9 protein-coding genes and 1 pseudogene are annotated in these 17,075 nt (G+C 70.7%); all 10 read left to right on the top strand.

Annotated elements, in window-relative coordinates; translation table 11 throughout:
* Positions 1–157 (top strand): annotated as a pseudogene (bldG, locus tag ABZX90_RS40870) (anti-sigma factor antagonist BldG); the annotation flags it as partial.
* A gap of 100 nt (positions 158–257) precedes the next feature.
* Complete coding sequence (locus ABZX90_RS40865) at positions 258–692, top strand: ATP-binding protein (protein WP_351126385.1); 435 nt, start codon at positions 258–260, stop codon at positions 690–692.
* Between the two features lie 313 nt (positions 693–1,005).
* Positions 1,006–3,414, top strand: a complete 2,409-nt coding sequence (locus ABZX90_RS40860) for a sodium-translocating pyrophosphatase (RefSeq protein WP_351126383.1) — start codon at positions 1,006–1,008, stop codon at positions 3,412–3,414.
* Positions 3,415–3,643: 229 nt separating this feature from the next.
* Positions 3,644–4,237 (top strand): small secreted protein, encoded by a 594-nt coding sequence (locus tag ABZX90_RS40855; RefSeq protein WP_351126381.1) that lies wholly within the window; start codon positions 3,644–3,646, stop codon positions 4,235–4,237.
* Positions 4,238–4,485: 248 nt separating this feature from the next.
* Entirely contained in the window at positions 4,486–6,015 is a 1,530-nt protein-coding gene (locus ABZX90_RS40850; RefSeq protein WP_351126380.1) for a class I SAM-dependent methyltransferase, read from the top strand.
* A gap of 971 nt (positions 6,016–6,986) precedes the next feature.
* A complete protein-coding gene (locus tag ABZX90_RS40845) occupies positions 6,987–7,184 on the top strand; it encodes a hypothetical protein (protein ID WP_351126378.1) in 198 nt (65 codons plus the stop codon).
* Positions 7,185–7,432: 248 nt separating this feature from the next.
* Positions 7,433–10,246 (top strand): type I DNA topoisomerase, encoded by a 2,814-nt coding sequence (gene topA / locus ABZX90_RS40840; RefSeq protein WP_351126376.1) that lies wholly within the window; start codon positions 7,433–7,435, stop codon positions 10,244–10,246.
* 203 nt (positions 10,247–10,449) lie between these two features.
* Positions 10,450–13,836, top strand: a complete 3,387-nt coding sequence (tmk, locus tag ABZX90_RS40835) for a dTMP kinase (protein ID WP_355213384.1) — start codon at positions 10,450–10,452, stop codon at positions 13,834–13,836.
* Positions 13,837–14,105: 269 nt separating this feature from the next.
* A complete protein-coding gene (locus ABZX90_RS40830; protein WP_355213383.1) occupies positions 14,106–15,311 on the top strand; it encodes a DNA polymerase III subunit delta' in 1,206 nt (401 codons plus the stop codon).
* 133 nt (positions 15,312–15,444) lie between these two features.
* Entirely contained in the window at positions 15,445–17,028 is a 1,584-nt protein-coding gene (locus ABZX90_RS40825) for an alpha/beta hydrolase (RefSeq protein WP_355213382.1), read from the top strand.
* The last annotated feature ends 47 nt before the right edge of the window (positions 17,029–17,075 follow it).

The raw sequence follows: 17,075 nt of genomic DNA, 5'->3' as shown, positions 1-17,075 counted from the left end.
GCTGGTGGGCGGCCTGAAGCGCGTCCGGGCCCATGAGGGCTCGCTGCGTCTGGTCTGCAACCAGGAGCGCATTCTGAAGATCTTCCGTATTACTGGTCTCACCAAGGTGTTCCCGATTCACACCTCGGTGGAGGAGGCGGTCAACGCGACCGACTGACCACCGGTCTCCCGGGTCGTGGGCCCGGCTTCGCAGAAGTGGGGGTCCGGGCCCACGGCCCGGTCCCCTGACAGCACGCCCGTAGTTCAGAGGGGGATGCATGGCCACCGTTGAACTCCGCTTCAGCGCGCTGCCCGAGCACGTCAGAACCGCCCGACTGGTGGCGGCAGCGGTGGCGCGCAGGGCCGGAGTGGACGAGGCCGTCCTCGACGAGGTCAGGCTCGCCGTCGGCGAGGCCTGTACTCGTGCCGTCGGGCTGCACCAGAGCAGCGGCATCTCGGCGCCGGTGCAGGTGACACTGATCGAGGAGGAGAAGCAGTTCTCCATCGAGGTCGGTGACGAGGCGCCGGGTTCGGTGCCAGGGGCGGGGTCCGGCGCCGCCTCCGGTGGCTCGGACGCGGATACCGAGGAGGACGAGATGGGCCTCGCGGTCATCAGCGGCCTCGTCGACGACGTGGAAGTCATTGCCGGGGAGCACGGCGGACTGATCAGGATGAGCTGGCCAACTACGCCGCCGGCCGTGGCTCTTCCCTGACAGCCGCCTGACTTCTCTTGCCCCGAAGGGCCCTACTCGGTGGGGCCCTTCGGCATGTCCGGGGCCTCGCTCGTGTCCATAAGATGATCGTGCACGGCGTTTCGTGAATTCATTCACGATCAATCGCGCGATAATTGGATCAAGCGTCAACGCTTCTGGGGCATTACTGCTTTTGGGTTCCGTGGACGCCTGTCGATCATTTGCTGAAGAGCATGTGAAGACTAATTCCGCTTACCGCGCACTGTTTTGATCAGGTTCCGGTACCTACAATCCGTCCACATCTTGAGCTCAGCCCAAGCGTCAAGGAGGACGAATGGCGGGGCTTTCTACCCCTCATCAGTTTGACCACCCCACAACCTTCGCGGCCGCGGTCCTGACGGACGACAACCGTCTGATCGTGATGGTCATCGCGGTCGTCGCAGTGGCGGCGCTCGTGGTCGCCGGGATCCTGGTGCGCCAGGTTCTCGCGGCCGGCGAGGGCACCGACAGCATGAAGGAGATCGCGACGGCGATCCAGGAGGGCGCGAATGCCTACCTGGGGCGTCAGATGCGCACGCTCGGCGTATTCGCCGCCGTGGTGTTCTTCCTGCTCATGCTGCTGCCCGCGGACGACTGGAATCAGCGCGCCGGACGGTCGATCTTCTTCTTGATCGGCGCGGCGTTCTCGGCGACCACCGGCTATATCGGTATGTGGCTCGCCGTACGCAGCAATGTCCGCGTGGCCGCCGCGGCACGGGAAGCGACCCCGGCGGAGGGCGAGCCCGAAAGGGATCTCACCGCCGTCTCGCACAAAGCCATGAAGATCGCTTTCCGCACCGGTGGCGTCGTCGGCATGTTCACGGTGGGGCTCGGTCTGCTGGGCGCCTCCTGTGTGGTGCTCGTGTACGCGGCCGACGCGCCGAAGGTCCTGGAGGGCTTCGGTCTCGGCGCGGCACTGATCGCGATGTTCATGCGTGTCGGCGGCGGCATCTTCACCAAGGCCGCCGACGTCGGCGCCGACCTGGTCGGCAAGGTCGAGCAGGGCATTCCGGAGGACGACCCGCGCAATGCCGCGACCATCGCCGACAACGTGGGCGACAACGTCGGCGACTGCGCCGGCATGGCCGCGGACCTCTTCGAGTCGTACGCCGTCACGCTCGTCGCCGCGCTGATCCTCGGCAAGGTGGCGTTCGGCGACGCCGGGCTCGCGTTCCCGCTGATCGTGCCCGCGATCGGCGTACTCACCGCGATGATCGGCATCTTCGCGGTGGCGCCACGGCGCTCCGACCGCAGCGGCATGTCCGCGATCAACCGCGGCTTCTTCATCTCCGCGGCGATCTCGCTCGTGCTGGTCGCCCTGGCCGTGTACATCTACCTCCCGGCGACCTACGCCGAACTGGACGGTGTCACGGACGCGGCGATCAAGGCCAAGGGCGGTGATCCGCGGATCCTCGCGGTCGTCGCCGTCGCGATCGGCATCCTGCTGGCCGCTCTGATCCAGCAGTTGACCGGCTACTTCACCGAGACAACCCGCCGTCCCGTGCGGGACATCGGCAAGAGTTCGCTGACCGGCGCGGCCACCGTCGTCCTCGCCGGCATCTCCATCGGTCTCGAATCGGCCGTCTACACCGCCCTGTTGATCGGCCTCGGCGTGTACGGGGCGTTCCTGCTGGGCGGTACGTCGATCTTGCTGGCGTTGTTCGCCGTGGCGCTCGCCGGAACGGGCCTGCTCACCACGGTCGGTGTCATCGTCGCGATGGACACCTTCGGCCCCGTCTCCGACAACGCGCAGGGCATCGCCGAGATGTCCGGCGACGTCCAGGGCGCGGGCGCACAGGTGCTCACCGACCTGGACGCCGTCGGCAACACCACCAAGGCCATCACCAAGGGCATCGCCATCGCCACCGCAGTCCTCGCGGCCTCGGCCCTCTTCGGCTCGTACCGTGACGCGATCACCACGGCCGCGAGCGACGTGGGCGAGAAGGTCTCCGGCGCCGGTGCTCCGCTGAACCTGATGATGGACATCTCGCAGCCCAACAACCTGGTGGGTCTCATCGCGGGCGCCGCGGTCGTCTTCCTCTTCTCGGGGCTGGCGATCAACGCGGTGTCACGGTCCGCCGGGGCGGTGGTCTACGAGGTGCGGCGGCAGTTCCGCGAGCACCCCGGGATCATGGACTACACCGAGAAACCCGAGTACGGGCGCGTCGTCGACATCTGCACCAAGGACGCGCTGCGCGAACTGGCCACACCCGGCCTGCTCGCGGTGCTCACGCCGATCGCGATCGGGTTCACGCTCGGTGTCGGCGCGCTCGGCTCGTTCCTCGCGGGCGCGATCGGCACCGGCACGCTGATGGCGGTCTTCCTCGCCAACTCCGGTGGCGCGTGGGACAACGCCAAGAAACTCGTCGAGGACGGCCACCACGGCGGCAAGGGCAGCGAGGCCCACGCAGCGACGGTGATCGGCGACACGGTCGGTGACCCCTTCAAGGACACGGCGGGTCCCGCGATCAACCCGCTGCTGAAGGTCATGAACCTCGTGTCACTGCTGATCGCTCCGGCGATCGTCAAGTTCTCGTACGGCGACGACAAGAGCGTCGGCGTACGGGTGTTCATCGCCATTGTCGCGATCGTTGTGATCGTGGGTGCCGTGTACATCTCCAAGCGGCGCGGGATCGTCATGGGCGATGAGGAAGACAACGACGAGGGGGTCGCCAAGTCCGCCGATCCGGCGGTGGTTTCGTAGCTCACAGGTTCCGGGCCTGATGCGGCACGGACTTCCGTGCCTGGTCAGGGCAGGGCCAACGGGCGGGTGTACGGCGCGTGTTGACGCGCTGTGCGCCCGCCCTGTGTGTGTTCACACCTTCGTCGTGAGCCTTCTCTCTCTTGGTGCAAATGGCTTTAATAAGTGTCTTAACGGACATTCGGCATAGAGGTGTCGCCCACATGGCGTGTATGTTCCGGGGCCGAGAGCCATGGAAGGGACCAAACCGGTGAACAAGAAGCTCGCGGCCGCACTGTCCGGCGGTGCGGTACTGGTACTCGCGCTGTCGGGATGCAGCAGCGACGACAAAGGCAACGACAAGCTGGACTCCTGGGCCAAGCAGGTCTGTGACGCGGTGAAGCCGGAGGCACAGAAGATCGAGGACGCGAACGCAGCGATCCAGAAGCAGACCTCGGACAACAGCGCGCCGGACGACGTCCAGAAGACGGACGCACAGGCCTTCCAGGACATGTCCGACGCCTACAAGGCGATCGGCACCGCCGTCAACAACGCGGGAGCGCCGAACGTCGACGACGGCAAGACGAAGCAGACCAACGCGGTCAATGAGCTCAACGACATCTCCGCGTCGTACGCCGCCCTGAAGAAGCAGGTCGACAAGCTCGACACCAAGAACCAGGCCAAGTTCGCCGACGGGCTCAAGGACGTCGCGACCCAGCTCGACAAACTGAGCCAGAGTGGCAACGACGCCCTGAAGAAGCTCGAAGAGGGCGACGTGGGCAAGGCGATGGCCCAGCAGGACAGCTGCAAGTCGGCGTCGGGGTCCCCGGCGGCGACCAAGAGCTGAGCCCCGGGGAGTCCCCGGCGGCGACGTAGGTCCGAGTCCTCGGGGGAGTCCCCGGCGGCGACGTGGAGCTGAGTCGGGGGAGCCCCTGCAGGCGGCCGAGGCTGAGCCGGCAGGAGGAGTCCCCAGGGCGGCGATCGCCCGCTCGACCGAGAGAGCCCGGCGCCGTGCGTGCCGGGCTCTCGGCATGCGTTGTCCACAGGCACCGCCTTGTCCACAGGTGTGGGTGCCGGTGGGTGATAGCGGACACAATGGGAGGCGTGAGCCACACCAGCCTGTCACCGTTGCCCTCGTCCGATCGTCCCGACGTCGCCGCCCGGCTGCGGAGCGCCCTGCTCGACGCCTCCTTCACCGCCGACGGACTCCTCGACCTGCTCGGCGCCCCCGCGTACGCGGCGCTGGCGCGCAGTGAGACCGTGCCCGCCCTCCGGGCGACCCGTGGGGACACACCGCTGGAGACGCTCGTACGGCTGTTCCTGCTGCAGCAGCCCGTGCCGCACGCGCGGGTGGCGGACGTGCTGCCCGTCGGGGATGCCCTGGGGAGCGGCTGGCTGACCCGGGCGGGCGCGGACGAGGTCGCGGCGAGCGTCGACATCCGGCCCTACGGCGGGCCCGGCGGCGAGGACTGGTTCATCGTGTCCGACCTCGGATGCGCCGTCGGCGGCGCGGGCGGCATCGGCAGCCGGGAGGAAGGTGTCGTCCTGGGCGTGGGAGGCGCCTCCACGACCCTCGCGGGCCTCACCGTGCGCACGCCCGTCGAGTCCGCGCTCGACCTCGGTACCGGCTCCGGAATCCAGGCCCTGCACGTCGCGCAGCACGCCACGCGCGTGACCGCGACCGACCTGAACCCCCGCGCGCTGCACGTCACCGCGCTCACCCTCGCGCTCTCCGGCGCCCCGGCCGCCGACCTGCGCCAGGGCTCCCTGTTCGAACCGGTCCGCGCCGACGAGACGTACGACCTGATCGTCTCGAACCCGCCCTTCGTGATCTCGCCGGGCGCCCGGCTCACGTACCGCGACGGGGGAATGGGCGGGGACGATCTCTGCCGCACGCTCGTTCAGCAGTCGGGGGACCGGCTGAACGAAGGGGGATACGCCCAGTTCCTGGCCAACTGGCAGCACGTGGAAGGCGAGGACTGGCAGGACCGGCTGCGCTCCTGGGTGCCGCGCGGCTGCGACGCGTGGATCGTGCAGCGCGAGGTGCAGGACGTCACGCAGTACGCGGAGTTGTGGCTCCGCGACGCCGGTGACCACCGCGCCGACCCGGCCGACTACCAGGCACGTTACGACGCGTGGCTCGACGAGTTCGAGGCGCGCAAGGTGAAGGCCGTCGGGTTCGGATGGATCACGCTGCGCAGGACGGCGGCCGCCGAGCCCTCGATCACGGTCGAGGAGTGGCCGCACTCGATCGAGCAGCCGCTCGGCGAGGCCGTGCGCGCGCACTTCGACCGGGTCGACTATCTGCGGCAGCACGACGACGCGGGTCTGCTCGCCGGTCACTTCAAGCTCGTGGCGGAGGTCGTGCAGGAGCAGGTCGGACTGCCCGGTGCCGAGGACCCGGAGCATGTGGTGCTGCGTCAGCACCGTGGAATGCGCCGGGCCACCAAGGTGGACACGGTCGGCGCGGGCTTCGCCGGGGTGTGCGACGGCACGCTGAGCGCGGGGCGGATTCTCGACGCCATCGCCCAACTCGTCGGCGAGGACCCGGTATTGCTGCGCGACCGGACGCCCGCACAGATCCGCCTGCTGGTGGAACAGGGATTCCTGGAACCGGTCGAGTGACCGGCCGAGGCCGTGCCTGGGACTGAGGCCGGGCCGCGCCTGGGACTGGGGCCGGGCCGCGCCGCCCGGGACTGGGGGGTGGGGTCGTGCCCGGGGCTGGGAGTGGGGCCGAGCCCCGGGACTGGGGTTGGGGTTGTGGGGCGAGGAGAGGTCGGTGGCCCGTCAAGTGCGGCGGCGCTTCCGGCCTGGCGGCTACTCCAGTCCGGCGGCACGTGCGCCCCAGGGATCGGTGTCGTTCACAGCGCACGCCCCAGGGATCGGACCCTCGGCCGCACACGTTCCAGGCGTCGCGCCCAGGCCTCGCCCAGGGATTGCTCAGGCCTCACCCAGGCACCGCCCCTCCCCGCCGGACACCGGATCGGTGTCGTCCAGGGATGGGAAACAGGCCAACATCTGTTCGATGGTGGACGCTTCCGGCCATCCCAGTTGCGCGTAGTGCCCCTTTCGCGGACCGCGGTGTCGCACCTCGGTCGGAGTCCGCAGACCCCCGCTCATCGCCACGCGCAGTAGCCACGGCCGCCACCCTCGCCATGGCATCCGCCTCCGTCATCGCGCCGCCCCGGATGGAGAAGGGGACGCATAGGAGACGCATAGGAGACGGGCTTGGTGCGCGAGAAATGCCTGTGAGAAACGGACGCGGTGAATGGGCGGGACGAATGCACGGAGGAAGGAGATCGGCGGTCGGGAAAGCGTCGCGGCGACGGGTTCGCGTCGAGTCGGGTGACCGGGGCGAAGCCGAAGATGTTCGGCCGGCTGGGCGACGGCGAGGCCGGGAACGACGGATTCGCCACAGTCGCGTGGGTCGTGGGCCGCGCCGATGAGAAGAGGACGACCGGGTGGGCGGCGGCTCCGGGTACGGTGTGGGCGCCCCATGGGGCGCCGGTCGCCCGGCGTTCACCAGGGGTTCGCCCGACCGCTGCCGGGGCGTGTCAGCCTCCCGAGCCTGAGGACTCGGGCGGAAGGACAGATCCATGGAAAGCGGGCCGGCGATCTTCGCGGGGACGGTGTTCGCCCTGTTCGGAGGCGGACTTCTGGCCTGGACCGTGGTCCGGGTGCGCCAGGGTGAGTCCGTCGCCCACGGTGTGAACCGCGTCGCATCGGCGACCCTCGCGGGCGTCGCCGGAAGCGGGGCGCTGGCGATCGGAATGTGGTGCTTCACGCGCGTGTGAGACCGCGCGTGAGAACCGGTACTTCGGTAACTGGGAAGTTACCCTCCGGATAGGCCCGAAAGAGCTGGTCGACACTCCGGGCGGCAGGAATGGCGGTAGTCGGGTTACCGTTCGAGTGGCCGTTGCGGGCTTTTCCCGTTTGACACGGGGGCGGGATGTACCGTCACACTCCGCAGCGTCAGCATGACCCGACCCCTCGGGAGCCAAGCCCCGAGGAGATTCCGCGTCGACCGGAGAGAAGAGCGAAGTTGTCCCCGACCAGCGACACCGCACACGGCGGCCGCCGACTCGTCATCGTCGAGTCGCCTGCCAAGGCGAAGACGATCAAGGGCTATCTCGGCCCCGGCTATGTCGTCGAAGCGAGCGTCGGGCACATCCGTGACCTCCCCAGCGGCGCCGCGGAGGTGCCCGAGAAGTACACCGGTGAGGTCCGCCGCCTCGGTGTGGACGTCGACAACGACTTTCAGCCGATCTATGTGGTCAACGCCGACAAGAAGGCCCAGGTCAAGAAGCTCAAGGACCTGCTGAAGGACTCCGACGAGCTCTTCCTCGCCACCGATGAGGACCGCGAGGGCGAAGCCATCGCGTGGCACCTCCTGGAGGTCCTCAAGCCCAAGGTTCCTGTCCACCGGATGGTCTTCCACGAGATCACCAAGGACGCGATCCGCAGCGCCGTCGAAAACCCGCGCGAGCTCAACAAGCGCATGGTCGACGCCCAGGAGACCCGCCGCATCCTCGACCGTCTGTACGGCTACGAGGTCTCGCCGGTCCTGTGGAAGAAGGTCATGCCGCGGCTGTCGGCCGGCCGCGTCCAGTCCGTGGCGACCCGGCTCGTCGTCGAGCGGGAGCGCGAGCGCATCGCCTTCCGTTCCGCCGAGTACTGGGACCTGAACGGCACCTTCGGCACCGGCCGCACCGGTGACGCCAGCGACCCGTCCAATCTGGTCGCCCGTCTCACCTCGGTCGACGGCAAGCGCGTCGCCCAGGGCCGCGACTTCGACTCGCTGGGCCAGATCAAGAGCGCGAACACGCTCCACCTGGACGAGACGAACGCCCGTGCGCTCGCCGCCGCCCTCCAGGACACGAACTTCGCGGTCCGCTCGGTCGAGTCCAAGCCCTACCGCCGCTCGCCGTACGCGCCGTTCCGTACGACGACGCTCCAGCAGGAGGCCTCGCGCAAGCTCGGCTTCGGCGCGAAGTCGACCATGCAGGTGGCGCAGAAGCTGTACGAGAACGGCTTCATCACCTACATGCGTACGGACTCCACGACCCTGTCGGACACGGCGATCAAGGCCGCCCGCGCCCAGGTCACGCAGCTGTACGGCGCCGACTACCTGCCGGCGCAGCCGCGTACGTACGCCGGGAAGGTCAAGAACGCGCAGGAGGCGCACGAAGCGATCCGCCCCTCGGGTGATCGTTTCCGTACCCCGGCCGAGACGGGACTGACCGGCGACCAGTTCAGGCTGTACGAGCTGATCTGGAAGCGGACCGTCGCCTCCCAGATGAAGGACGCGGTCGGCAACTCCGTCACCGTGAAGATCGCGGGCCGGGCCGCCGACGGCCGTGACGCCGAGTTCAGCGCGTCCGGCAAGACGATCACCTTCCACGGCTTCCTGAAGGCGTACGTCGAGGGCGCGGACGACCCGAACGCCGAGCTCGACGACCGCGAGCGCCGCCTCCCGCAGGTCAGCGAGGGCGACCCGCTGTCCGCCGAGGAGATCACGGTCGACGGCCACGCCACCAAGCCGCCGGCCCGCTACACCGAGGCGTCGCTGGTCAAGGAGCTCGAAGAGCGCGAGATCGGCCGCCCGTCGACGTACGCGTCGATCATCGGCACGATCCTCGACCGCGGATACGTCTTCAAGAAGGGGACGGCCCTGGTGCCCTCCTTCCTGTCGTTCGCCGTGGTCAACCTCCTGGAGAAGCACTTCGGGCGGCTCGTCGACTACGACTTCACCGCCAAGATGGAGGACGACCTCGACCGCATCGCACGCGGTGAGGCGCAGGCCGTGCCGTGGCTGCGGCGCTTCTACTTCGGTGAGGGCGAGGCGACCGGCGCCGCCGAGGCCGGCAACGGCGACGGCGACCACCTGGGCGGCCTCAAGGAGCTCGTCACCGACCTGGGCGCCATCGACGCCCGTGAGGTGTCCTCCTTCCCGGTCGCCAACGGCATCGTGCTGCGTGTCGGCCGCTACGGCCCGTACGTCGAGCGCGGCGAGAAGGACTCCGAGGAGCACCAGCGCGCCGACGTTCCCGAGGACCTGGCCCCCGACGAGCTGACGGTCGAACTCGCCGAGGAGCTGCTCGCCAAGCCGAGCGGTGACTTCGAGCTCGGTGCCGACCCGCAGACGGGCCACCAGATCATCGCCAGGGACGGCCGCTACGGCCCGTACGTCACCGAGGTGCTCCCCGAGGGCACTCCGAAGACGGGCAAGAACGCCGTCAAGCCGCGTACCGCCTCGCTGTTCAAGTCGATGGCGCCCGACACGGTGACCCTGGACGAGGCCCTCAAGCTGATGTCCCTGCCGCGCGTCGTCGGCAAGGACGCCGAGGGTGTCGAGATCACCGCGCAGAACGGGCGCTACGGGCCGTACCTGAAGAAGGGCACGGACTCGCGGTCGCTCACCGCGGAGGACCAGCTCTTCACCATCACGCTCGAAGAGGCGCTGGAGATCTACTCCCAGCCCAAGCAGCGGGGCCGCGCGGCCGCCAAGCCGCCGCTGAAGGAGCTGGGCGAGGACCCGGTCAGCGGAAAGCCGGTCGTGGTCAAGGACGGCCGCTTCGGACCGTACGTGACCGATGGCGAGACCAACGCCACCCTGCGTTCTGACGACAGCGTCGAGGACATCACGCCGGAGCGCGGCTACGAGCTGCTCGCCGAGAAGCGTGCCAAGGGTCCGGCCAAGAAGACCGCGAAGAAGGCGGCCGCGAAGAAGGCGCCCGCCAAGAAGGCACCGGCCAAGAAGACCGCCGCCGCCAAGACGACCGCGACGAAGACGGCTGCCAAGAAGGCGCCCGCCAAGAAGACCGCCGCGAAGAAGACGGCGTCCTCCGAAGGCTGAGACACCGGCCGAACCCCGCGGCCCCGGGCCGCAGGTGGGGTGGCTCCAGGGCCTCGGCCCTCCGAAATCTCCACGATTTAGGTGGCCTTCACCGGGCTCGGACCCATGTCAGAGAGCGAACGCCCCTACACCACCCGGTGTGGGGGCGTCCGTATGTTCGGGCACCCCTTCGGGGAGTCAGTGGGTCCGGATAGGCTGGCAGGATGACGCGAGCCGAGCAGCCAACGGCCCACACTTCGGCCCCCGACGACGCCCTGGTCGCGGATTCACGCGAGCGCGCCGTCCGCGCGCTGCTGCGTCAACCGCAGCTGAAGCGGTTGTGGAGCGCACACCTCGTGGGAGGTGTCGCGGACGCGCTGGCCCTGCTCGTCCTGGTCGTCCTCGCCCTCCAGGCGGCGATCTCCGAGGGTTCCTTCGGCGGTGGTTACCGCGGGGCCGCCCTCGCCGTGGCGGCCGTCTTCGGAGCACGCGTCCTCGCGACGCTGCTCTTCGGAGCCGTGCTCCTCGGACCCCTGACATCGCTGACCTCGCCCGACGGGCTCCTCGACCGGCGCTGGACCATGCTCGGAGCCGACGGTCTGCGGGCCGCGCTCCTCATCGTCGCGCCGCTGTTCATCGACTGGACCCCGGACAACGCGCTCGCCGTCCTCCTCGTCATCGTCTTCGTGACCGGAGTCGCCGAGCGGTTCTGGACCGTGTGCCGGGAGAGCGCGGCGCCCGCGCTGCTGCCCGCCCCGCCGCTGGAGGGCGCCACGGTACGCCCGCTGCCGGACCACATGGACGCACTGCGGCGGTTGTCCCTGCGCACGGCGTTCATCGCGGTGCCGATCGCGGCCGTCGCCCTGGTCGTCGTCTCCCTCGTCAGCAACCTGCTGGGCGCCGGGATCGACTGGTTCGACCAGCACCAGGCGGCGCTCGCCTCGTACGTCGCGGCCGGGCTCTTCGCGGCCTCGCTGTCGGTGGTCACCTTCCTCGAACTGCCCGACGCCCGCACCCCGCGCGCGCGGTCGCCGCTCGAGGGACTGCGCCGCCCGAAGACCGGCACCGGCATCGACAAGGGCCGCACCGGCGCGATCCCGCTCCTGGTGCCGGCCTGCGCCGCGGTCGCCGGAGCGATCTCGGCCGCCGTCGCCGTCTCCGTCCTGGAGGCCACCGACCTGGGCGGCGGACCGGTGATGTACGGGCTGCTCGTGCTGGCCCTGACCGGCGGCGTCGTCGTCGGCATCCGCACCGCCCCCTCGACGCTCCCCTCGCTGTCGAGGCGCAGGCTGCTCGCGCTCGCGATCGCCTTCACCGGGGTCGCGCTGCTGGCCGCCGGGCTCGTCCCGGACGTCACCACCGTGCTGCTGATCGTCGGCTTCGCGGGCATCGGCGCGGGGGTCGCCGCCAACACCGGGCACGCGCTCCTCGACCAGGAGGCCGAGGACTACCGGCGAGCCCGTACGACCGAGCACCTGCACGCGGTCGTACGGGTCTTCGTGGCGGTCGGCGCGATCGTGGCGCCGCTGGTGGCCGCCGCGATCGGCCCGCACCGCCTGGAGAACGGCAAGTTCGTGTTTGCGCACGGCGGCGCCGCCTTCACCCTCATGCTGGTCGGCGCGCTCCTGCTGCCCGTCGCCGCCATGGTGCTCGCCAAGGTTGACGACCGTTCCGGGGTGCCGCTGCGCAAGGACCTGCTGGACGCGCTGCGCGGCGGTGACGACCCGGCGCAGGTGCCCGCGACGAGCGGCTTCTTCATCGCCCTGGAGGGCGGCGACGGGGCCGGCAAGTCCACCCAGGCGCAGGCGCTCGCCGACTGGATCCGGGCCAAGGGCCACGAGGTCGTGGTGACCCGTGAGCCGGGCGCCACGCCGGTCGGCAAGCGGCTGCGCTCCATCCTCCTCGACGTGTCGTCCGCGGGCCTCTCGCACCGCGCCGAGGCGCTGCTGTACGCCGCCGACCGCGCGGAGCACGTCGACACGGTGGTGCGGCCCGCGCTGGAGCGGGGCGCCATCGTCATCTCCGACCGCTACATCGACTCCTCCGTCGCCTACCAGGGCGCCGGCCGCGACCTGTCCCCGACGGAGATCGCCCGGATCAACCGGTGGGCGACGGACGGGCTCGTACCGCATCTGACGGTGCTGCTGGACGTGTCGCCGGAAGCCGCCCGCGAGCGGTTCACCGAGGCGCCCGACCGGCTGGAGTCGGAACCGGTCGAGTTCCACACGCGCGTGCGGTCCGGTTTCCTGACGCTCGCCGCCGCCGACCCGAGCCGATATCTGGTCGTCGACGCCGCACAGGAGCCCGAGGCCGTCACCACGGTCGTACGGCACCGGCTCGACGTGATGCTGCCCCTCTCCGAGGCCGAGGTGAAGGCTCAGGAGGAGGCCCGCAGGGCGGCCGAGGAGGAAGCCCGGCGCAAGGCCGAGGAAGAGGCCGCCCGCAAGGCGGAGGAGGAGCGCCTGGAGCGCGAGCGCCAGGCACAGCTCGCGAAACTGCGCGCCGAGGAAGAGGAGCGCAAGCAGCGCGAGCTGGAGGAGGCCCAGCGGCGCGAGGCCGAGCGCCAGGCGGAGGAGGCCCGGCAGCGTGCCGAGGAGGCCCGTCGCCGTGCCGAAGAGGAGCGGGTCCGGCGTCTCGCCGAGGAACAGGCCCGCGCCGCCGAGGCGGAGCGGGTGCGCAGGCAGGCCGAGGAGGAGGCGCGGCTGCGCGCCGAGGCCGAGGCGCGCCGCGTGGAGAAGCAGCGGAAGGCCGAGGAGGCGTTGCTGCGGGCCGAGGAGGCCCGACGGCTCGCCGCGGAGGCGGCTGCCGCGTCGGCGGCAGCGGCCGCTTCGGCCGAGGCCGCGGTGTCGACCGCGGGGACGGGTTCCGGCTCCGGTTCCGGTCCGAGGGCCGGCGCTCCGACCGGCTCGGGGGCCGGCGCCGGGACGGGACGCGATGCCGGTGAGGCTTTGTCCGCCTCGGCATCCCCGTCCCCGAAGCCGTCTGCCTCTGCTTCTGCTTCCGGCTCCGGCTTTGGCTCGGGTTCTGCGGTCGCACGGCCTGCGGCGGCTTCCGTGTCGGACAACGAGACGACGCTGCCCACACCGGTCGTGACCCGTCCGGCGTCCGGCGGGTCCGCCGACGAGACCGCCGTACTGCCGCCGGTCCGACCGGGCGAGGGTCGCGCGGGTACCCGCTCGGGGGCGCGCCCCGACGTCGAGGACACGGCCACGCTGCCGAAGCCGCCGGTGCCGGGCGGGGCGGCGGACGAGACGACGGTGCTGCCGCCCGTTTCTCCGGGTCCGGGTGCGGCCGACGAGACGACGGTCCTGCCTCCGGTACGGGACGGGGGTGCGGGGGCCAGGGCCGACGCGCCGTCCGGTGACCCCGCGGACCGGATGCCCCGGGGCTTCTTCCGCGACGAGCGGCCGGCAGCGGGGCGCGAGGGACCCGTCGACCGCACGCGTGAACTGCCGCAGGTGGACGAGACGGGCGCCCCGCGCCGCAGGCCCCGCCCCGACTGGGCCGAGGAGACCCCGCTCGACGACCTCCCGACCCTGGCGGACGAACTGCTGGGCCCGCGCGAGGACGACGACTGGGACGAGGAGCAGGGGCGCGGGCGGCGACGCTAGCACCCGGCCGACGGACGCGGCGGGTGCGGAGTCACGCCCCGCCGGGGTCCGGCGTCCGGCGTCCGGCGTCCCGCGTCTGACGTCCGGCGTCACGAGTCCGGCGTCCCGCGTCAGGCTCCGGCGGTCCAACGTCTGACGTCTGATGCCCGGCGTTCCGCGAACGGTGTCCGGCGAGCGGCGTCCGGCGAACGGGCGGGCGGGGCCCGATTGTCAGTGGCGACCCGCACAATGGACGACGCGAGACAAAATGCGACGGAAAGGCGGAGCCCGTGCCTGTGTGGGACGACCTGGTGGGTCAGGAGAAGGTGAGCGAGCAGCTCGCCGCCGCTGCCCGGGACGCCGACGACCTGGTCACGGCCGTCACCGCGGGCGCTCCGCTTCCCGAGGCGTCCAAGATGACGCACGCCTGGCTGTTCACGGGCCCGCCCGGCTCGGGCCGTTCCACGGCGGCGCGCGCCTTCGCGGCCGCGTTGCAGTGCGTGAGCCCCGACCGCGCGCTCGGCGGGATCCCCGGCTGCGGGTTCTGCGACGGCTGTCATACGAGCCTGGTCGGGACCCACGCCGATGTGCAGATCGTCCGTACCGACCTGCTCTCCATCGGCGTCAAGGAGACCCGCGACCTGGTCCGCCGAGCCCAGTTGTCCCCCGCCGTCGGCCGCTGGCAGGTCATCGTCCTGGAGGACGCGGACCGGCTCACGGAGGGCGCGGGCAACGTCCTGCTGAAGGCCGTCGAGGAGCCCGCTCCCCGCACGGTCTGGCTCCTCTGCGCGCCGTCCATCGAGGACGTGCTGCCCACCATCCGCTCTCGCTGCCGGCTGCTCACGCTGCGCACCCCGCCGGTGGAAGCGGTCGCCGACATCCTCGTGCGCCGTGACGGCATCGAGCCCGACGTCGCGGCGGCCGCCGCGCGTGCGACGCAGGGCCACATCGGGCGGGCCCGCCGCCTCGCCACGGACCCGAGCGCCCGTCAGCGTCGCGCCGCCGTCCTCAAGCTCCCGCTGCGGATCGACGACATCGGCGGCTGCCTCAAGGCGGCGCAGGAGCTGATCGACACGGCTTCGGAGGACGCGAAGCAGCTCGCCGAGGAAGTCGACGTCAAGGAGACCGAGGACCTGAAGACGGCTCTGGGCGCGGTGCAGGGCGGCCGGATGCCGCGCGGCACGGCGGGCGTCATGAAGGAGCTGGAGGACCGGCAGAAGCGCCGAAGAACGCGTACGCAGCGCGACAGCCTGGATCTGGCCCTGATCGACCTCACCGGCTTCTACCGCGACGTCCTCGCCCTCCAGCTCGGTTCCCGCCTGGCCATCGCCAACGCGGAGGCGGGGGACACGCTGGAGCGGCTGGCCCGCGGCAGTTCGCCGGAGTCGACCTTGCGCCGTATCGAAGCGATCGCCGCGTGCCGGGAGGCACTCGACCGCAACGTCGCCCCGCTGCTCGCGGTGGAGGCGATGACGATGGCGCTGCGAGCGGGCTGATTCCCGTGCGCGCGCCCCGTCGGCCACCCGGCCGGGCGGCGACGTGCCCGGTGACGGGTTGACCGAGTCACTCGTAAGAGGCGCTTCCGCGACGGAAGGTGATCAATTGATCGCGCAAGGTTACGCTCGCGAGATGCACAAGAGGCGCAGTTCTCGGCCGACCCGACCCCTCCGTGCGAGCGGCGTGCTGCTGGCCGCCGCGGCGCTGCTCATCTCCGCCTGCTCCTCCGGGAGCTCCACGACGACGGCCGCGACGACGAGCGCGGTGCTCACCGCGCTGCCGCGTGCCACGCCGACGGCGCTGTCGCCGTACTACGGGCAGAAGCTGGACTGGCGCAGCTGCGGCGTCCCCGGCTTCGAGTGCGCCACGATGAAAGCGCCGCTCGACTACGCGAAGCCGGGCGCGGGCGACGTCAGGCTGGCGGTCTCCCGCAAGAAGGCCACAGGGCCCGGCAAGCGCCTCGGTTCGCTGCTGGTCAACCCGGGCGGGCCGGGCGGTTCGGCGGTCGGCTATCTCCAGTCGTACGCCGGGATCGGCTACCCGGCGGACGTCCGTGCCCGCTACGACATGGTCGCGGTCGATCCGCGAGGAGTGGCCCGCAGCGAGCCGGTCGAGTGCCTCAACGGCCGTGAGATGGACGCGTTCGCGCAGACGGACACCACGCCGGACGACGGCAAGGAGACGGACCAGCTCGTCGACGCCTTCAAGAAGTTCGCCGAGGGCTGCGGAGAGCACTCGCCCGATCTGCTCCGGCATGTCTCCACGGTCGAGGCGGCTCGCGACATGGACATCCTGCGGGCCGTACTGGGCGACGAGAAACTGAACTACGTCGGGGCGTCGTACGGGACGTTCCTGGGGGCGACGTACGCGGGCCTCTACCCGGACCGGGTGGGCCGGCTGGTCCTGGACGGCGCCCTGGACCCGTCCCTGACCGCGCGCAAACTGAACGAGGAGCAGACGGCGGGGTTCGAGACGGCGTTCCAGTCCTTCGCGAAGGACTGCGTGCGGCACAGCGACTGCCCGTTGGGCGATGCGGGCACGAGCCCGGATCAGGTGGGCAGGAACCTGAAGGCGTTCTTCCAGCAGCTGGACAAGGAGCCGATCCCGGCGGGTGACGCGGACGGCCGCAAGCTCGGAGAGGCGCTCGCGACGACCGGGGTGATCGCGGCGATGTACGACGAGACGGCCTGGCCGCAGCTGCGCGACGCGCTCACCTCCGCGATGAGGAAGAACGACGGCTCGGGTCTGCTCGCCCTCTCCGACAGCTACTACGAGCGGGACGCCGACGGCCAGTACGCGAACCTGATGTCCGCCAACGCCGCGGTGAACTGCCTCGACCTGCCGGCCGCGTTCTCCGGCCCGGACCAGGTGGAGGAGTCACTGCCCGCCTTCGAGAAGGCGTCCCCCGTCTTCGGCGAGGGTCTGGCCTGGGCCTCCCTGAACTGCGCGTACTGGCCCGTGAAGAACACCGGCGAACCCCACCGCATCGAGGCGAAGGGCGCGGCGCCGATTCTCGTCGTCGGCACCACCCGCGACCCGGCGACCCCGTACCCCTGGGCCCGGTCCCTCGCCTCCCAGCTCTCCTCCGGGACCCTCCTCACCTACGTCGGCGACGGCCACACCGCCTACGGCCGCGGCAGCGCCTGCATCGACTCCACGATCAATCGCTACCTCCTCCAGGGCACCCCTCCCCAGAAGGGAAAGCGCTGCTCATAGCCCTGCCGGGCACCCCCGGAGCGCATGCCCCGGAGCGTGTGCGGAGC

Origin of the sequence: Streptomyces sp. NPDC002935 (assembly GCF_040611295.1) — a bacterium.
Lineage (GTDB): Bacteria > Actinomycetota > Actinomycetes > Streptomycetales > Streptomycetaceae > Streptomyces.
The sequence above is the reverse complement of the archived record's forward strand: the minus strand, read 5'-3'. Positions and strand labels throughout refer to the sequence as shown.